The 21,695-nt window shown below is 63.3% G+C and carries 20 protein-coding genes; 10 read left to right on the plus strand and 10 right to left on the minus strand.

Going from position 1 to position 21,695, the window contains the following annotated elements:
* Positions 1-46 precede the first annotated feature (46 nt).
* A complete protein-coding gene (locus NGM68_RS03270) occupies positions 47-1,273 on the plus strand; it encodes an HD domain-containing protein (RefSeq protein WP_252700219.1) in 1,227 nt (408 codons plus the stop codon).
* 51 nt (positions 1,274-1,324) lie between these two features.
* On the opposite strand, the gene NGM68_RS03275 is transcribed toward NGM68_RS03270, so the two are convergent.
* Entirely contained in the window at positions 1,325-2,173 is an 849-nt protein-coding gene (locus tag NGM68_RS03275; protein ID WP_252700220.1) for a hypothetical protein, read from the minus strand.
* Between the two features lie 136 nt (positions 2,174-2,309).
* Here NGM68_RS03275 and NGM68_RS03280 point away from each other — a divergent pair, with 136 nt between their 5' ends.
* Positions 2,310-3,332, plus strand: coding sequence for an amidohydrolase family protein (locus NGM68_RS03280; RefSeq protein ID WP_252700221.1), 1,023 nt, complete (start codon positions 2,310-2,312; stop codon positions 3,330-3,332).
* Positions 3,333-3,334: 2 nt separating this feature from the next.
* Here the strand turns inward: NGM68_RS03280 and NGM68_RS03285 are convergent, their stop codons facing one another.
* Entirely contained in the window at positions 3,335-3,784 is a 450-nt protein-coding gene (locus tag NGM68_RS03285; RefSeq protein ID WP_252700222.1) for a hypothetical protein, read from the minus strand.
* A 240-nt stretch (positions 3,785-4,024) separates the two neighbouring features.
* Here NGM68_RS03285 and NGM68_RS03290 point away from each other — a divergent pair, with 240 nt between their 5' ends.
* Positions 4,025-4,741 (plus strand): hypothetical protein, encoded by a 717-nt coding sequence (locus tag NGM68_RS03290; protein WP_252700223.1) that lies wholly within the window; start codon positions 4,025-4,027, stop codon positions 4,739-4,741.
* A 108-nt stretch (positions 4,742-4,849) separates the two neighbouring features.
* On the opposite strand, the gene NGM68_RS03295 is transcribed toward NGM68_RS03290, so the two are convergent.
* Positions 4,850-5,266 carry a DUF7344 domain-containing protein gene (locus NGM68_RS03295; RefSeq protein ID WP_252700224.1) on the minus strand — a complete coding sequence of 139 codons (417 nt, stop codon included), beginning with the start codon at positions 5,264-5,266 and terminating at the stop codon, positions 4,850-4,852.
* A 261-nt stretch (positions 5,267-5,527) separates the two neighbouring features.
* Between NGM68_RS03295 and NGM68_RS03300 the strand changes: the two genes are divergently transcribed.
* Positions 5,528-6,013 (plus strand): Lrp/AsnC family transcriptional regulator, encoded by a 486-nt coding sequence (locus NGM68_RS03300; RefSeq protein WP_252700225.1) that lies wholly within the window; start codon positions 5,528-5,530, stop codon positions 6,011-6,013.
* Positions 6,010-7,197, plus strand: a complete 1,188-nt coding sequence (locus NGM68_RS03305; RefSeq protein WP_252700226.1) for a pyridoxal phosphate-dependent aminotransferase — start codon at positions 6,010-6,012, stop codon at positions 7,195-7,197. Before NGM68_RS03300 ends, NGM68_RS03305 begins: the two co-directional genes overlap by 4 nt.
* A gap of 50 nt (positions 7,198-7,247) precedes the next feature.
* Here NGM68_RS03305 and NGM68_RS03310 read toward each other — a convergent pair whose 3' ends face one another.
* The gene (locus tag NGM68_RS03310; protein WP_252700227.1) at positions 7,248-7,700 is read right to left on the minus strand and encodes a DUF1467 domain-containing protein; all 453 of its coding nucleotides are present in this window, start codon (positions 7,698-7,700) and stop codon (positions 7,248-7,250) included.
* Positions 7,701-7,874: 174 nt separating this feature from the next.
* On the opposite strand from NGM68_RS03310, the gene NGM68_RS03315 reads away from it, so the two are divergent.
* On the plus strand, positions 7,875-8,279 hold the full coding sequence (locus tag NGM68_RS03315) for a hypothetical protein (protein ID WP_252700228.1): 405 nt from the start codon (positions 7,875-7,877) through the stop codon (positions 8,277-8,279).
* 90 nt (positions 8,280-8,369) lie between these two features.
* Here NGM68_RS03315 and NGM68_RS03320 read toward each other — a convergent pair whose 3' ends face one another.
* Complete coding sequence (locus tag NGM68_RS03320) at positions 8,370-9,188, minus strand: mechanosensitive ion channel family protein (protein ID WP_252700229.1); 819 nt, start codon at positions 9,186-9,188, stop codon at positions 8,370-8,372.
* A gap of 426 nt (positions 9,189-9,614) precedes the next feature.
* On the opposite strand from NGM68_RS03320, the gene NGM68_RS03325 reads away from it, so the two are divergent.
* Positions 9,615-10,847, plus strand: coding sequence for a GNAT family N-acetyltransferase (locus NGM68_RS03325; RefSeq protein ID WP_252700230.1), 1,233 nt, complete (start codon positions 9,615-9,617; stop codon positions 10,845-10,847).
* 420 nt (positions 10,848-11,267) lie between these two features.
* On the opposite strand, the gene NGM68_RS03330 is transcribed toward NGM68_RS03325, so the two are convergent.
* From NGM68_RS03330 to NGM68_RS03350, 5 genes are all read right to left on the minus strand, one after another.
* Positions 11,268-12,329, minus strand: coding sequence for an ABC transporter permease (locus NGM68_RS03330; RefSeq protein WP_252700231.1), 1,062 nt, complete (start codon positions 12,327-12,329; stop codon positions 11,268-11,270).
* Positions 12,326-13,516 (minus strand): ABC transporter permease, encoded by a 1,191-nt coding sequence (locus tag NGM68_RS03335; protein WP_252700232.1) that lies wholly within the window; start codon positions 13,514-13,516, stop codon positions 12,326-12,328. The genes NGM68_RS03330 and NGM68_RS03335 overlap by 4 nt, the downstream gene beginning before the upstream one ends.
* Positions 13,513-15,117 carry an ABC transporter ATP-binding protein gene (locus NGM68_RS03340; protein WP_252700233.1) on the minus strand — a complete coding sequence of 535 codons (1,605 nt, stop codon included), beginning with the start codon at positions 15,115-15,117 and terminating at the stop codon, positions 13,513-13,515. The genes NGM68_RS03335 and NGM68_RS03340 overlap by 4 nt, the downstream gene beginning before the upstream one ends.
* 3 nt (positions 15,118-15,120) lie before the next feature.
* Complete coding sequence (locus NGM68_RS03345; RefSeq protein WP_252700234.1) at positions 15,121-16,242, minus strand: BMP family lipoprotein; 1,122 nt, start codon at positions 16,240-16,242, stop codon at positions 15,121-15,123.
* Between the two features lie 106 nt (positions 16,243-16,348).
* Positions 16,349-17,329, minus strand: coding sequence for a nucleoside hydrolase (locus NGM68_RS03350; protein ID WP_425493612.1), 981 nt, complete (start codon positions 17,327-17,329; stop codon positions 16,349-16,351).
* A 183-nt stretch (positions 17,330-17,512) separates the two neighbouring features.
* Here NGM68_RS03350 and NGM68_RS03355 point away from each other — a divergent pair, with 183 nt between their 5' ends.
* The 3 genes from NGM68_RS03355 to NGM68_RS03365 all read left to right on the plus strand — a co-directional run bounded on the left by NGM68_RS03355 (position 17,513) and on the right by NGM68_RS03365 (position 21,692).
* On the plus strand, positions 17,513-18,520 hold the full coding sequence (locus NGM68_RS03355; protein WP_252700236.1) for an ornithine cyclodeaminase family protein: 1,008 nt from the start codon (positions 17,513-17,515) through the stop codon (positions 18,518-18,520).
* A gap of 299 nt (positions 18,521-18,819) precedes the next feature.
* Positions 18,820-20,694, plus strand: a complete 1,875-nt coding sequence (locus NGM68_RS03360; protein WP_252700237.1) for a sensor histidine kinase — start codon at positions 18,820-18,822, stop codon at positions 20,692-20,694.
* Between the two features lie 278 nt (positions 20,695-20,972).
* Entirely contained in the window at positions 20,973-21,692 is a 720-nt protein-coding gene (locus NGM68_RS03365) for an EthD family reductase (RefSeq protein ID WP_252700238.1), read from the plus strand.
* Positions 21,693-21,695 lie beyond the last annotated feature (3 nt).

The raw sequence follows: 21,695 nt of genomic DNA on the forward strand, positions 1-21,695 counted from the left end.
TGCGCCTGTCCGACAGTTTTTGTACGATACCGCCGAATCACCGCGCATGAAGACGATCAAGGACAGCGTCCACGACCACATCGAGGTCGATGGGGTGGCTCGAGACCTCCTCGATACCCCGGCGGTACAGCGACTCCGACACATCGCCCAGCTCGGCACGGTCTCGCTCGTCTACCCGTCGGCAAATCACACGCGATTCGAACACAGCCTGGGCGTCTACCACCTCGCCTGTGAGGCCCTCGACCACCTCGGCATCAGCGGAACCGAGGCCGAACGCGTCCAGGCCGCCGCGCTCTTACACGACGTCGGTCACGGCCCGTTCAGCCACAACCTCGAGACGCTCACCCACCGGGAGACCGGTCGCTATCACGACGACGTCCACGAGCTACTGGCGACCGGCGAAGTCGGCGACGTCTTGCGAGCGCACGATCTCGAGCCCGCCGCAGTGGCGGATCTGGTCGCCGGCGAGGGGCGGTTCGGCCAGCTCGTGTCCGGGGAGCTGGACGTCGATCGGATGGACTACCTCGTCCGCGACGCCCACCACACCGGCGTCCCCTACGGAACGATCGACCACGGTCGCCTCGTTCGCGAACTGCGCTTCGTCGACGGCGAACTCGTCCTCGCGGCGGGGAACGTCCAGAGCGCGGAGAGCCTGCTCGTCTCGCGGGCGCTGATGAACCCGACCGTCTACAGCCACAGCGTCGCCCGGATCAGCAAAGCCATGCTCAGACGCGCCGGCGAACAGTTGCTCGAGGCCGAGGCGACCGACGCCGAGACGCTCCAGCGGATGGACGACCACGACCTGATCGTCGCCCTGCGCTCGAGCGATGCCACGAGCGAGTTCTTTCGGCGATTCGACCACCGAACCCTCTACAAACGAGCCGTCTGGGCGGAGATCGACGACGTTCCCGGCGGGATCATCGAGGCCGATCACGAGGCGATCACGACCTTCGAGCGCGAGATAGCCGACGAGGCCGACGTCGACCCCACGTCGGTCATCCTCGACGTGCCCTCCCGACCGTCCATGAAGGAATCCACGACGCGCGTCCTCGTCAACGGCGAGGTTCGCCAGCTCGGTCGCCAGTCGCCGCTCGTGGACGCGCTCAGGGCCGCTCAGTACTCCCAGTGGCGGCTGGGGGTCTACTCGCCGGCGGACGTGCGAGAGCAGGTCGGATCGGCGGCCGTCGACGTCCTCGGCCTCGACATCGAGGGCCCACTCGTGACCGACGTTCGCGACGGGTTGTACGCGACGCTCGATCAGTTCGTTGGGTAATGCTCGAGTGTGAAAAGGTGAACAAGTGAACAGGTGCGTTCCTCTGCGTGTTCACCCGGTCTGCTGATCACTTTCGGCTAAGGTGTCGCCATCGGCTCCGTGGAGCAGGGAGACGTACCTGATCGCGAGGGCCGCTGCGAGGAGTATCGGCACCATCGTGAACACGAGCGCCACGAACGGCACCGTAACGTCGTCCTCGAGCACCAGAACGACCGTCATCGCCGCGATGGTCGGTGCGAGGAGGGCACCGAACACGAGACCGACGCCAGCGAAGACGTATCCCCAGGAGCGGCCCTGGATGAGCCAGACGGCGCCGACGAGGAGGCCGGGGACGACGACGGCGAGGTCGAGGAAGTGCGAGACGAGCGCCTGCGGCCCCATCTCCTCGACCAGCAGTGGTGGGGTTCCGGTCAGCGTGGCCGGGACGAGTTCGGCGAGCCAGAGGACGGCAAGCCCGAGTGCGATAACGAGCAGGAAGCCGCCGTACAGTCGTTCAGAGAGGTGATCGGCGAGTGACTGGCGAACGCCGACTGGGTCGATGGCGACCGTCCCTCCCACGAACGTGAACAGTGAGAGCCCAAACAGGAGAATGTATCCGAGGAAAAACCGGTTGAACGGCACCTGGAGGCCGACGGACGCCCACATGTAGGTCATGTACGCGAGCGCTCCGAGCCAGACGATGTACCCTCGAAGCGATCCGGCGAGGGCGGTGTACAGACCGAGCGCCAGCGCCGGCACGCCGACGACGAGCACCAGGGCGTCCTGGGCGTAGAACTGCGGAAGCAACGCCGGATCGTAGTGCCCTGGCCGGAAGAGTCCGAGTAGGCTCGAGACGACCGAAAGTACGGCGATACCGATGGTTGCAAAGACGTGCCAGCGGCGGATGGCGTGGGACGTCATCGTGTTTCGGGAGGTTGCACACCTCGAGGGACAATAAAATGGGTTCTCGGACGGTAGGATGAGGAAACACACGTCAATACGACGGAATCGTCACTCGACCGCAACCATTGAACGTCCCCGCGCCGAACCACCGGCTATGGAACTCACCGGAACGATTCTGCAGGGCCCCGACCTCGAGCCCCTCGAGGGGCGAGTCGTCGTCGGCGAGGACGGCCGTATCGAGGCGATCGAGGAGACGGTTGTCGACAGCGAGGACATAATCCTGCCAGCGTTCGTCAACGCCCACACCCACGTCGGCGACTCCATCGCGAAGGAGGCCGGCGGCGGCCTCTCGCTCGAGGAACTGGTCGCGCCACCCGATGGGCTCAAACACCGGCTGCTCCGGGCGGCCAGCCACGAGGAACTCGTGGACGCGGTTCGAACCTCCCTCGAGTACATGGAACGCGGCGGTACCGTGGCCTGTTTCGACTTCCGAGAGGGTGGCGTCGGGGGGGTCGAGGTGCTCCGGGCGGCTGCGGAGGGGCAAGCCATCGATGCCTACGCGTTCGCTCGAGAGTCTCTCGAGGCGATGGAAGCCGGCGACGGTTTCGGGGCCAGCGGGGCGAACGACGATACCTTCGACCGCGAGCGGGAGGCGACGCGAGCGGCCAGCAAACCGTTCGCTATTCACGCGGGCGAGGGCGATCCGAGTGATCTCGACCCGGCACTCGATCTCGAGCCCGAGTTCCTGATCCACGTCGTTCACCCCGAACCCGACCACCTCGAGCGAATTGAGGAACAAGCGGTGCCGGTCGTGCTCTGTCCCCGCTCGAACCTGGTGACGGGGGTGGGCTTCCCGCCGGTCGAAGACCTGCTCGAGCGGACGACGCTCGCGTTGGGCACCGACAACGTCATGCTGAATTCGCCGTCGATGTTTCGCGAGATGGAGTTTCTGGCGAAACTGAGCGACGTCCCCGCCCGCGAGATTCTCAAGATGGCGACCGTCAACGGGGCCGACCTGCTGGGGCTCGAGTACGGGGCACTCGAGGTCGGGCGCGTCGGTCGGGTGCTGGTGCTCGACGGCGACTCCCCGAACCTCTCGGGGGTTCGTGACCCCGTTCGGGCGGTGGTTCGACGGGCGGGCGTCGACGACGTCGAGCGGGTTGTCTTCGCCGAGTGAGGCTATCTGCTGAAGACTCGCAGGAAGGCCAGTGACGCGCCGTACACGAACATGAGTGCGAACGCGGTCACCTGCACCCACGTTCCGATGAGGTACGCAATGACGTCCCCCCGCGGTACCCCGATCGAGGCGACCGCGAGGGACACGAACGAGGTGGCGAGCAAAATAGTGGACGTCCGAGGATCTAACGAGTCGGAAAATCGCGTGGGGTGCTGAGAGAGGTAAACGGCCGCGAGGACGATACCGGTGGCGAGGAACGCAAACAGGACGACCGAGGGCTCGAGCCAGACCGTTTCTATCTCGCCCTGGCACCTGGCGTGTCGGTGTGCGTCCTCTTCGACACACAGCCGGGCCTGGGGTAGGAACGCACTCACCGCGTAGAGGGTGGCACTAGCGAGGGCGATGAGTTCACCCCGGTTCGTCGATCGCGTATCGAACCACCAGATGTTCACGAGGGTTCTAAGATCTGTCTTTCAGTCGGGATCTCTTGAATTTTCGGGTCGCACGGCTCTGTCGGGTCGTGATCGTGGGTTCACTCCACGACTCGAGTGCGCTTTGGGACGCGTGTTCGTTCTTGACCGTCGAGGGAAACTGCGCGAACCACGGCCACCCGAACCACAGGCATCACGTCCCTGCCACAAGGGTCGCCCAACGCACCCAGATATATGTACCCCTCGCCACATCGGTCAGGTATGCAGACACTCGAGGTTACGGACGAACAGTATGCAGTGATCCAGCGGTTGCGAGCGGCCATCTCGGCGGACGTCGTCGGCAAGTACGGCTTCGTACGCGAGCAGGACGCCGTGCAGTTTTTGATCGACAATCTCGACGGCGACCTCGAGGCGGCCACCCTCGTCGATGCCGATGCTGACGAGGTCGGGTCGACGGCGACCGACGACGTTGCGGCGGCGGTCGAAGCGGCGATTGCAGGGGAGGAAACCCGGGAGGGTGTCGAGTCGGTCAGTTACGAAGAGGGCGAGGACGTGGTGGACGAGGATGGCGAGTCAGTCGACGATGAAGACGGATCCGGCGATGTCGACGACGACGAGGACTCGAGCGACGGAGATGACGAATCGGCGGACGACAGCAATGAGTCTGACGACACTGATAGCGATGAGTCCGACGATGGTGACAGCGATGGGGACACTGACGATAACGACGAATCGGCGGACGACAGTGACGAGTCCGAAGACACCGCTGATAGCGACGGGGACGATGACAGCACTGGCGGCGCAGCCGACGATGACGACATGCTCGATCGAATGATGAACCTGCTCGAGACCCACGACGACAAGTGGGAGGAGTCGCCGTCGGGGGACTACCGGTACCGGGTGACGCTGCCCGACGGCTCGACGGATGACGTCCAGACCAAAGACGACGTACGAGCGTTGCTGTTCAAGAATTATTAGCGGGTACGAATCGAGGGCGTGAAATCGACGGGATCGGTACGAACGCCCCACTCACCGGTGTTACAATCACATCGAATCCGCTTCTTTCGGCAGCCGTCCTCGAGCAACTCAGACAGAGGTGATCACTGCACGTTTCCGTGACGCTGCGTTGAGCTGTGGCTCGATCTCCTCGAGCCGATCGGTCGGGTAGACGATTCCTCGAGACTGGTCGTACTCGACCATGCCGAACTGAGCCAGTTTTGGGAGGAACGACTGGAACAGTGGGACGTATGCCTCGAGACGTTGCTCGGTCTCGAGTTGGTCGACCGTCGTTCCCTGTTCGTCGGCAGCGACGTATTCTGCAATCGTCCCCATTTTGACGGGGCCGTTTGCCGCGAGCAGGAAGCGAACCGCTGCTCGCTGTCGCGAACTCTCGAGTTGGGGGGTACCGTCCGTTTCTGGGGGCTCGTCGATACTCCGACGCTGATCGGGTGGGCTGTCGGTACGGGGGCTGGGTGAGTGGTGGTCGTCGTCTGCCGATTTCAATCCGTTAAAGTGCAGTGCACACTGTATCGACGTTTCCACCCTGTGAATCATTTGTGCACCCTTCTCTGCCAAATTTCCGCTCGGTTTGTATGCAAACATCGTAGCCCACTGGTCTATATGGATGTCTAGAACCCCGTGACTATCCGTGTTGACCCAAAATATATTGGTGTGGAGTGTTGGGCTCCCACCTGAAATGGCCGGTCGTCGCCAGTGTTGCCGCGTGGAACAACCCTTTTACACGTCCTCACACTCCTGAGTGGTATGAGTGAACGCGAGGTGCTCGAGTTGCTTCGTGAGAACGCGCGATACGACACGGCCGACATCGCGCGAATGACCGACCTCGAGGAGTCAGAGGTCGAGGCAGCCATTGAGGCACTCGAGGCAGTCGGGGTGATCCGGGGCTACCAGCCGGTCGTCGACTGGGATCGCCTCGAGGACGAGCGCGTCCGTGCGGAGGTCGAACTCAACGTAACCCTTGATCGCGAGACGGGCTACGACGACATCGCCGAGCGGTTGGCTCGGTTCCCGCAGGTGACGGCGCTGCGCCTCGTCAGCGGCGACTACGACTTCGACATGGAAGTCGAGGGCGACTCGATCCGCGAAGTGTCCCAGTTCATCAGCGAGAAGGTCGCGCCGGTGCCCGAGATCACCCAGACCGTGACCCACTACATCATGACCTCCTACAAGGAACAGGGGATCGAACTCGGGGACGGCGAGGACGACGACCGGCTGTCCGTGTCGCCATGACGCTCGAGCCCGCCGATCGTGTTCAGGCGGTCGGCCCCTCCGGAATCCGCCGGTTCTTCGAAATCGCCGAGGAGCGCGACGACGTGATCTCACTCGGCGTCGGCGAGCCAGACTTCTCGACGCCGTGGGCGGCCCGCGACGCGGCGATTCAGTCGCTCGAGCACGGTCGAACCTCGTACACGGCCAACCGTGGTATGCGTGAGCTTCGGGAGGCGATTTCGACTTACGTTGCCGACCGGTTTGCCCTCGAGTACGGCGCGGACGAGGAGATTCTCGTCACCGCGGGTGCGAGTGAGGCCGTCGACCTGGCCTTCCGGGCGTTCGTCGATCCAGGCGAAAAGGTGGCGATCGCCCAGCCGTCGTACATCTCCTACGAACCGGGCGTCATCTTTGCTGGCGGCGAGGTCGTGCCAGTGCCGACGGACGAGGCCGACGACTTCCGGCTCACCGTCGACGCCCTCGAGGATGCGGGCGCTGCCGACGCGGAGTTGCTCGTGCTTTGTTACCCAAACAACCCGACGGGAGCCGTCATGAGTCGGGCTGATCTCGAGCCGATTGCCGAGTTCGTCCGCGACAATGATCTCGCGGTGCTGTCGGACGAGATTTACGCCGAGTTGACCTTCGACGACGATTTCGACAGCAATCACGGGGGTTCCGCCAAACACACCTCAATCGCTACCCTACCCAGCATGCGCGAGCGAACGATCGTTTTCAATGGATTCTCGAAGGCCCACGCGATGACCGGTCTGCGACTGGGTTACGCTCTCGGGCCTGCCGAGGCCATCGCCGCGATGAACCGTATCCACCAGTACGGCATGCTCTCGGCGCCGACGACCGCCCAGTACGCCGCGCTCGAGGCACTCGATTCGTGTGCCGACGACGTCGCGACAATGGTCTCACAGTACGACCGTCGCCGGCGATTCGTGCTCTCGCGCTTTCGTGAGATCGGGATGCCCTGTTTCGAGGCCAAGGGTGCGTTCTACGTCTTCCCGGAGGTACCCGATGGCTGGATGGCGAACGAATTTGCCGAGGAACTGCTGCACGAGGAGGGGGTCGCGGTCGTCCCTGGCGACGTCTTCGGCGTCGGTGGCGAGGGTCACCTCCGGGTGTCCTACGCGACGGGGCTCGAGGAACTGCGCGAGGCGCTGGCGCGGATCGAGCGGTTCGTCGCCGAACACGCCTGACTTCGAGGAAGGGCGGTTGACAGCGCAATTCTGGTCTTCCGAACGGCCGATCAATCGTCGCCGAACTCGCTCAAGAGCCGGTCTTCCGGTGCTGGGCGACCCGGGTGGATGCCGTAGAGCCCCATCGCGTAGAGCGCCGTAATCGAGATTGCACACAGGAGCGTGGCTCCGGCAACCGCTTCGAAGATGGTCGTCGGAAGCACCTCGGAAAGTGCCTCACCGAGCGCGGCCGATCCCGCACTCGATGGCGCAGCCACGATTCCGTAGGGAAGGAAGGCGACGAACGCGACCAGCCACCACCGTTTCGTACTACGGCGCAGCTGATCGAGCGGTCGGTGACTCACGCCGCTTACGATGCCGACGAGTCCGATCGAAATGACGAAGAGCGCGGGAACCGTTCGAACGGAGGGTTCCAACCCGCTGTTAATTGCAACACCGATCGCGACCAGGCCGGTCGAAGCTACCAGCGATGTCGCCGACAGTGTGGAGTGACCCTTGCTCATCGTCACGGCGGTAGTGCGTAATTACACAAAGCTCTCTCGAAGCGCGTATCTGCAGGCTATCCCGACAGTCTCGAAATCGGAACGGAGACACAACAAAGGACGTATTACTGGTGCGGATGAGACGTGAAGATAGATGCCGAACACGCGTGATCGAGTGGGGACGGAGGTGATCGTGTGGTTCTGAGACGATTGTGGAAGCGACACGTACGCGGGTGCCCCGACGACTACCAGGCGTATATCTCCCTCCCAACGGAGCCACAGGAGCCGACACTGAGTGAGGTTCAGACGCTCATCGAAGATATCGAATTCGTCTTCGAAGGACGACTGGACGTCTATGCACGAGTCGAACGGCTCGCGATCGTCACGGATCCGGTTCCGAGAGGAGTGGTGGATCCAACGGCGTTCGAAGCGGTTCTCGAGCAACTCGAGGAGCTGTACGCGGACACACACTCACTCGCCCGGATCGAAAAGTGGCGATCGAGTAATAACCGATTGATCAAAACGTACGTCGTCGTTCCGGTCAAGCCGCTCTTTCCGAGATCCGAGCGCCCGAAACGGACTCGGTCGGTTGTCGGGTGAATTGCTGGCGCAGCGGAATTGGTGTGGCGGTGTACCGCCAGTCGCCGACCAATGGCAGGCGATCGGCGGTGCAGTGTTACACCAACTCTGTCAGTCGTCGGAACCAGCACCCGGGCCGGGCTCAGATCCTGCCTCTCGGTCGGATCGCTGGCGTTGGTCACCACTGTACTCGGTGTTGCTTCGTTGTCTCTCCTCGCCGCCTTCGCCCGACGGCGTAACCGCGTTCGTTCGCCCCATCCAGCGGTCGATGTTGTCGGCGACGTAGTCTTTGCCACCCCAGCCGAGGGCGACGCCGACGCCGATCGCCACGGCGGCGGCGAGACCCCACGCGAGCGCTCGCGCGAATACGTAGAGGATTGTGACGTCGATTCCCATCGTGCTGAGACCGATAACGAGTGCCGTGAAGTAGAGGAATACTCTGGCACCGTCCGCGATCCAGCGGGAGTACGCGGTTCGCGTTGCCGCTCGAGTTCGCTCGATCATGTCACCGACGAAATCGGCCACGACGAACCCGAGAACGATCACGAGCAAGCCCGCGATGAACGCCGGCAAGTACGAGACTGCCGTGGAGATCCACTCGGACAACAACGCGATGGCGAGTGCGTTCGCCGCTGCGAGGATCGCGAGACCGTACACGAACCATTTCGCGAGCTTTCCGAACGTTCTCGAGACGGCCTGTTCTGTCCCCCCGAGGATGCGTCCGAGTGGGGTCTCCAGTACCATTCGATCGAGTTCTATTCCGTCGGCGATCCGCATGACCACTCGACCGGCGAGCCGGCCGACGAACCACCCGATGGCCAGGATGACCAGTGCACCGATCAATCGCGGTAGAAACACCGCGAGCTCGGCGATGGGATCTTGCAGCCAGTCGGGAACCTGCTGTATCGGATACGGTTGATGTTGAACCATACGGTCGGATTCGACCGGCATTTGGCTTTACGGTTGAGCTTGCTCTCGACTGTAAATTTCTACTTAATTATTAATGAAGATTGTCATGGCTACGAATCACCACTTTACCGGGAGGGCTGAAGGACCAGCCCGTGATGAAACGAACGACGAACCGGGGCGGTCGTGTCCGGTACGCAGGCGGCGTCAGTCGCTGAAACCGCGTGCCCATCCGCTGACAAACGCTGATTGACTGCTCGAGGCGATTCAGGCGTGGATCTGTCTGGAATCGAGACTCGCGAACGGTGTGGTACCGTCCGACATATAGGATCACGTGAGTATCGACGCCAGCGCCATTTTCCCGGTTGTCACGAACGACGGACTTCCGAACATGTGATATGGTACCACAATTCGCGAATCTACTTTTCCCTCGCGTGCGGCTCTCATGGTATGCTCGACTACCGTCCCCTTCCCGACGCCCAGCGAGACGTCTTCCACGAGTACGTCACCTACGCGTTCAGACCGGAGGACGGCCCGCCGGCGTACGACCCCGACGAACACGACACGCCACAGAGCCGACTCGGCGCGAAGCGCGGGCTGTACCCGGACGGCGCAGACGAAGACACCGAGCCGCTCTGTGTTTGCAACCACTACTGGTTCGACGCCACGGTTCGCGGGGAAAGTCACCCGACGCCCGGCCTCTCGGCGGTCGCCTCGCCACCGGAACATCGCCGCGGTGGCCACGTTCGCCAACTGCTCGAGGCCTCCCTCGAGGAGTACCGCGAACGAGCGGCCCACTTCTCGATCCTGTGGCCGTTTCGCTACCGGTTCTATCACCAGTACGGCTGGGAGACGACCAATCGCCACGTGCTCCTCGAGTGCGACCCCGACGATCTCTCGTTCGCCGGCGAACGCCTCGCGAGCGACCTGACGGCGTCGACGCGGTATCGCCAGCTCGAGGCCGACGAGTGGGAGACGCTCGCACCCGTCTACGAGACCCACGCCGGTCGGCACGATCTGACCCTCGAGCGTGACGGCGACTGGTGGCGCTACCGGGTCTTCCAGCGCTGGACGACCGACCCGTTCGTTTACGTCTGGGAACGCGACGGCGAGCCGGCAGCGTACGTCGCATACACCATCGAGGGCGACTGGGGCGACCGCACGATGATGGTCTCGGACATCGGCTACGTCGACCTTGAGGCCTTTCTCGCCGTCCTGTCGTTCTGTCGGGATCACGACTCCCAGGTGAACGCCGTACAAGTGCGACTGCCAGTCGACACTCCGCTGTACGATGTCGCGCCAGCGCCCGACGCGCTCGAGGCCGAGTACCAGACCGGGCCGATGGTTCGGATCGTCGACGTTACGCGGACGCTCTCGGCACTCTCGTATCCGGATACCGACGCGAGCGTCACGCTCGAGGTGTCCGATCCGCTGGTCGACTGGAACGACGGCAGGTTTGCCCTCACGGTCGACGGCGGCGTCGGTACCTGTGAGCGGGTCGACGGTGACGGCACGAGTGCTGACGTCATCCTCGACATCGCAACGCTCTCACAGTTGGCCGTCGGCAGCCGGTCGGTGGCCGCCCTCGAGCGAGTGGATCGACTCGAAGCTCATGAATCGGTGCTCGCGGTGCTCGAGGGGCTGTTCCCGGAACGACCAGTGTATCTCGGGGACGGGTTCTGAACGCTGTGTGTATCAAAATTCTTTAAATTCTGCCGCGTTGTATCTGGTCAGTTCAGTTCGAACGTACGGCGTTTTATTCTCAACTCGTTACTGCCTGGGTTTTAACTTCTTTAAGAAAATAACCTCGAGTATGGGTGACAGGAAGCCAAACAACCCGCTATCACCGTACTATCCAACCGAGACTCCCAATCTATCGGGGAACGTCCCCAAATGGATCGCAATTGGTGTCCTATTGTGGCTGGTGTTCTGGGGAGGGTGGATCGTTCTGTCCACGCTTGAAATTGTCCCACCGCCACTGTAACAGCGGTGTCAGAGGAGGTCGACCACCACTGGGCTACGTGTTTCACCGTCGCTGATTACTGAAACTACACTCCTGTCATTCTGCTAATTATTCATCATGGAAAACGCGAGAAACGGCGCTCACTCGTCAGATTCGTAGTGCTCGCCCGCGGCCGACGGCATCCGGGTTCGCCCGACGAAGGTGAGCACGACGAGGACGGCGACGTAGGGTATGATGCCGACGAGCGTCGAGGAGACGCTGTAGCCGGCGATCTGCTGGAGCTGTAACTGCAGGGCGTCGAGACCAGCGAAGAGGAACGACGCGAGGAACGCCCCGACCGGGTTGTAGTTCCCGATCAGGTACGCCGTCAGGCCGATCCAGCCACGGCCGTCGACCATCGTGTCGCCGCTGCCGACGAACTGGCCGGTGTTGAGTGCCAGGCCAGCCCCGCCGATACCACAGTAGATCCCCGAGAGGATGACACCAGCATATCGGACTTTCCGGACGTCGATCCCGGCTGTGTCGAGCGATTTTGGATCCTCACCGCTGGCTTCGATCCACATCCCGAACGTGGTGTGATTGAGCAGGTACCACGAGAACGGAACCGCGAGTATCAACAGGAACACCGGTGGGGTAGCGACGAACAGCGATCCGATGCCGGGCAGCGACGAGAGACCGGGAATCGACACGGTCGAAAACGTGCCGACGCTCGGACTGTTCGTCCGGTTCCAGATGATGATGCTCGCGAACGGCGCGAATCCGAGGGCGATCAGCCAGACGGCGAGCCCCGCGATGATCTGATCCGCTTTGAACTCGATGCAGACGATCGCGAACAGGAGGGCGACGAACGTGCTCGCCGCCACCGCGAGGAGGAGCGCCACCCAGGCGTTGGCGCCGATCGGCGTCGCCGTGAGCGCGTACATGCTGGCGATGGCGCCGAACGCGCCGATGATGAGCAACCCCTCGAGGCCGATGTTGATAACGCCGGTCTTCTCGGCGAAGATGCCGCCCATTGCGGCGAAGGCGATGGGAACGGTGAGACGGAACGCGGAGGCGAGGTACGAGGTACTGATCACGCCCGTGACGTCGCCGAGGAGTTGGCGACCGCCGTCGACGAACAGTCCGAGCGCGAGCAATCCAAAGAGAATCGCCCCAATGGCGAGCCCCTGTCGTCGACTCAGTTCGGAAACCGTCGCTCTCAACTGCGATCACCTCCGTCGGCCGCCACCGCAGTCGGATCGGATCCGAACCCGAAGTGCTTGCCCACCATGCGGAAGAACTCCGGCATCGCGATGAACAGGATGATCAGTCCGCGAAGCACCTCGACGAGTTCGTTCGGCACGCCGAGGGTGAGGTTAATGGCCAGGCTCCCGCTCTTCAGACTGCCGAACAACAGCGCCGCGGGTATCACGCCGATCGGATTGTTCCCTGCGAGGATGGAAACGGCGATCCCGTCGAAGCCGAGCGGCGGGATACCGGCCTGCCAGCGGTACTGAACCATCGTGACGTAGATCGCACCGGCGATGCCGCCGAGGGCCCCCGAGAGGGTCATGCTCGTCACGATGTTTCGTTTCGCGTCGACGCCAGCGTACTCCGCGGCGCTCTCCTGTAAGCCGCTCGTCCGCAGGTCGTAGCCGATGACGGTTCGCGTATAGAGTAAGTAGACACCGACGGCGACCAGCAACGCCCCGACGAGGGCGACGACCGAAAACCGCGAGCCGCCGATCGTCGGCGGCAGTCGCGCGACCGCCGGAATCGACTCCGTCTGGACGGAGTCGGTCGTCAGGTCGCCGACGTGTACCTGGACGAGCCAGAACGCGATGCCGATCGCGACGAAGTTGAGCATGATCGTCGTGATCACCTCGTGGGCGTCCGCGTAGGCCTTCATCAATCCCGGAATCATGCCCCAGAAGCCCCCGACGATCGCACCGACGACGATTCCCGTCGGGATCACGAGGAGGGTACCGAACACGTTGTCCGGCACCAATTCACCGAGGTGTAACACGACGAGTGCTGTGGCGAGCGCTCCGAGAATCATCTGTCCCTGCGTGCCGATGTTGAACAGGCCGGCCCGGAACGCGACGGCGACGGAGAGACCGGTGAACAACAGCAGCGTCGTCTCCTGGAGCGTCTGCCCGAGGTCATTCCACGAACCGAACGAACCGTCGAGCATCGTCCAGTACACCTCGAGCGGGTTGTAACAGCCGTAGCCGGCCCCGGGGAAGTAGATGAACGGGTCGGGACAGTCGGCGACGAACCCCGAGACGAAGACGAGGACGGCACCGACGACGATCGCGAACAGGAGCGACGTCACGCTGATGATGATTCGTTCGGCCGCCGAGGCGTCGACGAGTCGATCGAGCGTCGATCGCCAGTCGGCCCGGCTCATGCGGTCGACCTCCGTTCGCTGACCCGTGCACCGTCGACGTCGAGTCCGGACGGTCGTTCACCGGCCATGAGCAGGCCGAGTTCCTCCTCGGTGACGTCGTCGGGATCGACGACGGCCACGATTTCGCCGTCGTGCATGACCGCCAGTCGATCCGAGAGCTGTGTGACCTCGTCGAGCTTCGAGGAGACGAGCAGGACGGCTTTCCCCTCCGCACGCAAGTCGAGCAGTCGGTTGTGGATGAACTCGATGCTGCCGATGTCGACGCCGCGAGTCGGCTGGGAAGCGACGACCAGAGAGGGATCGCGTTCGAACTCCCGGCCGACGATGAACTTCTGCTGGTTGCCACCGGAGAGCGAATGGGCAGTCGCCGTCGGATCGGGGGGACGGACGTCGTACTCCCTGATGACGTCGTCGACGTACTGATCTGTCGCGTCCCAGTCGATCAGTCGACCATCCGAGAACGGCTCGAGGTGCTGGCGGCCGAGCAGCCCGTTCCGACGGAGTTCGTACTCCATCACGAGGCTGCGTTTCTGGCGATCCTCGGCGACGTAGGCCATGCCGGCGCTGGTTCGGGTTCGCCGCGATTCGTTCGTGATGTCCCGCCCGTCGAAGGTGATAGTGCCGGCAGTCGGTCGTCTGAGGCCCGTGACGGCTTCGATCAATGCCGACTGGCCGTTGCCGTCGACGCCGGCGATGCCGAACACCTCGCCCTCGTGAACGCTGAAGCTGACGTCGTCGGTCGCGACGACCCCGCGATCGTCTTCGACGACCAGGCCGTCGACGTCGAGGATGACGTCACCCCGGGTCGCTGCCGTCTTTTCGACGTTGAGCAACACGTCCCGTCCGACCATCATTCGTGCGAGTTCCTCCCGGGTCGCTCCCTCGGCCGGGACGGTACCGACGAGTTTCCCCTTCCGGAGGACGCTGATCTCGTCGGCGGCTGTAAGCGCCTCGCCGAGTTTGTGCGTGATGAAGATGATCGTCTTCTCTTCTGCGATGAGCTCTTCGAGTATCTCGAACAATGCCTCGACTTCCTGTGGGGTGAGCACCGCCGTGGGTTCGTCGAGGATCAGAATGTCCGCACCTCTGTACAGGGATTTGAGAATCTCGACGCGCTGTTGTTCGCCGACGCTGATCTCCTCGATGCGTTCGGTCGGGTCGATGTCGAACCCGTAGCGATCGGCGAGTTCCTGGGTCTCTTGGTTCGCTCGTTCACGATCGCGAACGATTCCACCCCACTTCGTCGGTTCGTTCCCGAGCACGACGTTTTCGGCGACGGTCATCGTGTCCACGAGCATGAAGTGCTGGTGGATCATGCCGATGCCGACGTCCATCGCGTCGCGAGGATCGTCGAAGGTCTGGGGCTGACCGTCGATTCGAATCGTCCCCTCGGTCGGCTCGTACAGCCCGTACAGGACGTTCATCAGCGTCGTCTTTCCGGCACCGTTCTCGCCAATAAGTGCGTGAATAGTGCCGCGTTCGACTCTGAAGTCGACGTCGTCGTTCGCGACGACGCCGGGAAACCGTTTCGTGATCCCGTCGAGGTGAACGGCCGGCGGGGCGGTCTCGTACTGGCTCGACGGACGATCCTCGGAACCCATCGCTTAGAGGTCGTCGAGGTTATCCGGCACGTTGATGTCACCGTCGATGATCGCCTGACGAGACTCGGCGAGCGCGTCGACGATATCCTCAGGCAGTTCGCCTTCGAAGTCCTGCCCGATGACCGCGCTTACACCCTCCTCCTCGAGGCCGAGGTCGTTCAGTCCGCCCTCGAACTCGTCGTTGATGACGGTTTCGATCGACTCGTAGACGGCGGTATCGACGCGCTTGACCATGCTCGCGACGATCACGTCACTGGAGGCCTCGGCGCTAATCGACTGGTCGTCGTCGACGCCGATGGCGAAGCGTCCGGCGGACTGTGCGGCTTCGAACACCCCACCACCGGTTCCGCCGGCAGCGTGGTAGACGACGTCTGCGCCGCCGTCGTACATACTGGTCGCGATCTCCTGGCCGGTCGAGGGGTCGTTCCAGCTGCCAGCGTAGGCCGATGGCGTCTCGATATCTTCGTCGGCGTACTGTGCACCGGCTTTGTATCCGGCCTCGAATCGCTCGATGAGGGCGATTTCCTCGCCACCAACGAAGCCGACTTCGGCTTGGTCGGGGTTCGTCTCGCCGCCCCCGTGAGCGTACTCGGACGTCGACAGCAGGCCGGCGAGGTGGCCGACCTGGAACGATCCCTCGTGCTCGCGGAAAATGTAGTTCGAGACGTTGTCGGCCTCGACGACGGCGTCGACGAGGGCGAAACGCGTGTCGTCGAACTCCTCGGCGTTTTCGACGAGGTCGGTTTCGTGATCGAACCCGATACAGCAGACGAGGTCGATGTCTTCGTCGTTCGCGAACTGTCGCTGCATCTGGTTCATGTCCGCCGGCGAGTCCGGTTCGGCCTCCTGGGAGGTGATGCCGAAGTCGTCCTCCGCCTGCTGGATGCCCGCGTGGGCCATGTCGTTGAATGACTCGTCGCCGAGGCCGCCGGTCGAGTAGATGATCCCGACGGTGATGTCGGCGCCGGCATCACCGTTGCCATTGCCGTTCCCATTTCCGTTGCCGTCGTCGTCGTCACCGTTGCCGTTCCCATTTCCGTTGCCGTCGTCGTCCCCGACGAGGCAACCAGCGATACCCGCCGTCGTTCCCACGCCCACCGACGCGAGAAAGCTCCGTCGTTGCATACAGTTCACAGAGTGTTCGCTACCGGTTTATAGACTTGGTTTTTCGAAAGCGATGGCGAACTAACGTGACATCGACGAACAAAACGCCCCGTTTAGTTTACAACCCTCACTTGCCACGGTGTGGATCGCCGTGGCGAAACGCGTCCAGCATCATTTGCTGGAACCGATCGCCGTCGACCGATTCGATCACGCGCGTCCGGTGTTCCTCGTCGGTCACGCCAAGTTCGTCGACCAGACTGTAGCCGCGGGTCATCCCTTCGCGGTCGTCGACGGCGACGTGGTACGTGGTCGCCTCCTCGACGATATCCGGCTCGAGGAGCGTCGCGACTGTGAGTGAATCGGGCTGGGTCGTGACGTCGTCGCCGAGCGAATCGTGATCTGACTGTTTGTTGAACTCGCGGACGGCTTCAGTGATCGTGAGATAGAAGTCGCCCAGCGGCGTTCCCATGGCCTCGATCTCCTCGAACACGTCGGTGTCGAACGTCGAGTCGCGGACGGTTACGCCCCAGTCGACCAGCTTCGTCTCGAACGCGTCCAGCACGATTGCGGCCGCGTCGGGATCGACCCAGAAGTTGTACTCCGCCGTGGGGGTGATGTTCCCGAGGGTGTTGACGGCCCCGCCCATGATCAACACCTCGTCGAGCAACGCGGGGAGGTCGGGCTCGTGCTGGAGAGCGACTGCGAGATTCGTCAGCGGGGCGATACAGACCAGCGTGATCTCGCCGGGGTTCTCCCGTGCGCTCCGGACGATGAAGTCGACTGCGTGTTCGTCGGCGGATGGGATCCCCGTGTCCGGGAACAGCTCCCCGCCCAGGCCGCCCTCGCCGTGGATGTACTCGGCGAATTTGTGGTCTTTCTGAAGGGGCGAGCGGACGCCCTCGTACACCGGCACCTCGTCGGCCACGCCGGCCTGCTCGAGCGTGTATTTCGCGTTCTCGACCTGGTTGTCGAAGGGAACGTTCCCCGCACAGATCGTCACTCCCTCGATCTCGACGCGGTCGGAGGTAGCGGCGAGCACCAGCGCCTGTGTGTCGTCGCCGGCCGTATCGGTGTCGATGATGATGCGTGTCGGATCGGAATCGGTCATCCCTCGAGGATGGGTGGACGGGTGGGAAGAGTCCTCGGATTGCAGTCGTCTGTACCCATTTCGGGCATCGATTCCCTCGAAACCGCCGGTAATAATTTCGTCACCGGATCCGGCCGGTGACGGCGCCAGCAACCCGTCACCACGCACACTCAAGTGCTCGAGCGCCCACATGCAGCTATAGCTATGGTTCGCGTTCTCTCAGCTGACGACGTCTCGGCGCTGCTCGACCTCGAGGCCCTGCTCCCGGTCGTCGAGGACGCCTTCGCCGCCCAGTACGCGGGCACCGTCGAGCGACCCGAACGGCCACACTACTCGATCGGGATCGGTCGCGGGAAATCACCGGAAACGCCCCAGGGAACGGGGCTCTGTATGCCGGCGTACATCCACGGCTCGCCGTACGCCGCGACCAAACTCGCGACCGTCTTCGAGGGGAACCCGGAACGAGGACTGCCGACCGTCTCGGCACAGATCGCGCTCACCGACGCCGACACCGGTGAGCCGGTCGCCTACCTCGACGGGACGACCGTCACCAGCGCCCGAACCGGCTGTATCGGCGGGCTCGCCGCCCGCACCCTCGCGCTCGAGGAGCCAGTTACCCTCGGCGTCATCGGCGCTGGTACCCAGGCTCGCTGGCAAACGCGCGCAATAGCCGCGGCAACCCCGCTCGAGCGCGTCCGGATCTACTCGCCGAGTAACTCCCGAGAGGCGTGTGCCGCCGACCTCGAGGAGACTCTCGATCCGTCGGTGACCGTGTCGGCCGTCTCGAGTCCGACTGCCGCGCTCGAGGACACGACGGTTATCGTGACTGCCACGCCGAGCACGGAGCCGGTGTTCGACGGGGACGACCTCGAGCCAGGTGCGCTCGTAATCGCCGTCGGTGCGTACACCGAATCCATGCGCGAACTCGACGATCGGACGATCGATCGCGCCGCACTCGTGTACGCGGACGTTCCGGACGAAGCGCGAGAAACGGGCGACCTTCGGGGGCACGGCGGCCTCGAGATCCACCCTTTCGGCGGGCTGTTCGTAACTGACTCGGACGTTCCTGGGAGCGGAGACGATCCGCGGTGTGCTCCCAACGACGTGATCGTGCTCTCGAGCGTCGGTTCGGCCGTCCTTGACGCCGCGACGGCGACACATTTCCACGAACGGGCGGTAGATGCCGGCTACGGCGGCGTTATCGACCTGTAGGTGTGCCGAGCGTGGTGTCAGATCGCGCTGAAGCGGCCACGACACTCAAATACCGTGTCGGGCAAGTATGAGTCAACACACACTTCGATGAGGGGCGGACGAGTGAGCGTCTGGCGGTTGCTCGAGCGGACTCGACGAGTGGGAACGCTCGCCCGTCCCACGGCATTGGTCGCTGTCAACGCACTATTGCCTGTTCCTGTCACGCCATTTTTCGCTTCCGGCACGCTACTGCCTACTCCCGCCACGTCGATACTTCTCGTACACGGTTCCAACCACTCGGGCACTCAGGGTGATCGCCCGTGACCCTCCGTACCCTCCCGATGATCGACCGCGTCGGAGACGCTTTTTTCGCACTCGACACCGACTTTCGCTTCACCTACCTCAACGAGCAGGCCGAGGCGCTCCTCGAGCGCTCCCGTCAGGAACTGATCGGCCGGGTCATGTGGGACGAGTTTCCCGAAACGGTCGAGACGCAGTTTCCCGACGGCTTTTACCAGGCGATGGACGAGCAGGTGGCCGTCTCCTTCGAGGTGTATCACACGCCCCTCGACACCTGGTTCGAAGCCAGAGCCTGGCCCGCCGAGAACGGGCTGTCGGTCTCGATGCGGGACGTCACCGACCGGAAGGAACGGGAGACGAAACTCGCCCGGAACACCGCCGTCGTCGAGGCGATCCAGGACGGCGTGGTGACCCTCGACGACAACAACCGCATCCTGTCGATAAACGCAACGATCGAGGGCGTGTTCGACATCGACGCCGAGAGCGTTCACGGCGAGCACGTCGAGATGCTCCTCGAGCACGCCAACGTCGACCCCGAGGATACCGTTCGCGTCGGCCGAGCGCTCAGCGACGTCGACGTCGGTAACAGCCAGCTTCGAACCCTCGAGTTGCCCTACACCGATGCAAGCGGCGATGCCCGCGTCGCCGACGTCCGAGTGGTGCCGATCGACCACGGCTCGGCGAACCTGGCGTGTATTGCCCGCGATGTGACCGACCAGCGCGAGTACGAACGGATCGTCACCTCCCTCCACGAGGTGACCCGGTGGCTGCTCGACTCGAACGATCCCGAGGAGATCTGCGCCATCGCCGTCCACGCCGGTGGCGACCTCCTCGATCTCCCGATCTGCGGGGTCTGGTTGCTCGACGACGAATACGGCTACCTCGACCCCGTCGCCGGGACGGCCGGTGCCCACGAGGAGTTCGGTGGCCTCCCACGATTTCGCCCGGGCGAGGGGCTCGTCTGGGACGTCTTCGAGAGCGGTGACCTCGCACACTTCGACGACCTCCTGGAGGTCGAGGGGCTGTACAACCCCGAGACGCCCATCCGCTCGGAGGTGATCGCACCCATCGGCACCCATGGGGTGTTGATGACCGGATCGAAACGGCCGAACGACTTCGACGAGACCGATCTCGACTTGCTCTCGACGCTGGTCGAAAATACCCGGGCGGCCCTCGACCGGGCGATTCGTGAACAGGTACTCAAGGAGCGAAGCGACCAGCTCGAGCGCCAGACCGACCGACTCGAGGCGGTCGCGGACATCCTCTCGAACGACCTCAAACACCAGCTCGAGACCGTCGAGACGGCGCTCGAGGAGGACGACGAACCGGCCGACTGGGAATTCCCCCTCGCCAACGACACCGTCTCGACGACGCTCGACCGGGTCGAACACCTCGTCGACGACGTCCGGGAGTTCGCCCGGAACGCGACCGCCGTTGGCCCGCGCACCCGGATCGATCTCGAGGCGGCTATCCAGGAGGCGATCGACGGCTCGAGTCTCGAGCAGCCCGCGATCGTCGTCGACGCCGACGCCACCCTTCGGGCCGACCGCGAGCGATTCACCCACCTGCTCGAGACGGTGTTCGACGATACGGCGGCCCGCGCCGACGGCCCGGTGACGGTTCAGGTTGGGCTCCTCGGCGTCGAGGATCCCGGATCGAACACGCGGGGCTTTTTCCTCATGGACGACGCGGCCGAGATTCCGCCAATCGATCACGACCGGGTGGTCACGCTCGAGTTCGAAAACGGCGACGGATCGGGTGAACGCGGCCTCGGACTGGCGCTCGCGCGAGCGATCGCCGAAGCGCACGACTGGTCGCTCTCGGTCACCAACGGACAACACGGTGGCACCCGCATCGAAATTCGTGACGTGACGACGCTCGAGCGTCACGCCTAGGGTGTGTTCTGTTTGGGTTTTATCGCCAGGTGTGCGGGTGATGTTCAGATTACATGATGAACCACTTGATGATGCAGTCGAAATTCTTCTCGAGTACGTGTGAGTGGTTCGGGACAAAAATATAGAATTTGTATCTATAAGCTTTATTTCCGTAGTATTAAACCAGCTCGAGAGAGCACCGATCAGTAGCAGGATGGATCCCGTCGGTCGTCATCAACAGCACGAACCCGACTAAATCCATCACCTTTTTTGATTGGACACGACGTCGCTCGAGATGTATGTACAAACACGTCGCGCTGTTGGTTCGGAAGGACGACCTCAACCACGAGGCGTTCGTCGACTACTGGCAGAACACCCACACGCCGATCGCCCGCGACATCGAGGGCGTGACGCGCTACCAGACGGTGCTGCCGACGGAACCCGACCACGCCGAGTTCGACGGCCTCGCCGAACTCTACTTCGACACGCTCGAGGAGCTTCACGACGCGCTCGGGAGCCCCGGCTCGCGGGACTACGACCCGACGAAGGAGGTCGCCGCCGAGGCCCGCGCGGACGTGGACAACTTCCTCGACCTCGAGGGACGCCCGCGGTTCATCGGGGAAGAGATCATCCAGAAGGACGAGACCGACGGTGACACGACGGGGCTGTACAAACACTCCGCGTTCCTCGTCCGCCAGGAGGGGATGAGCCACGAGGAGTTCGTCGAGTACTGGCAGGAGAAACACACCCCAATCGCCCGCGAAATCGAAGGCGTCGTCCGGTACGCGACCGTGTTGCCCGCCGATCCCGAAAACGCGGAGTTCGACGGTATCGCCGAACTCTACTTCGAGGATCTCGAGGCGCTGTACGACGCCCTCGGTAGCGAGGGCTCCCGGGACTACGATCCGGATCGCGGCAAGGCGAAGGAGGCCCGCGAGGACGTCGACAACTTCCTCGCGATCGAGGAGCGCCCGCGGTTCATCGGCCAGGAGACGCTGCAGGTCGACCGGACGGACTGATTC

Source organism: Natronosalvus vescus, from assembly GCF_023973145.1.
Lineage (GTDB): Archaea > Halobacteriota > Halobacteria > Halobacteriales > Natrialbaceae > Natronosalvus > Natronosalvus vescus.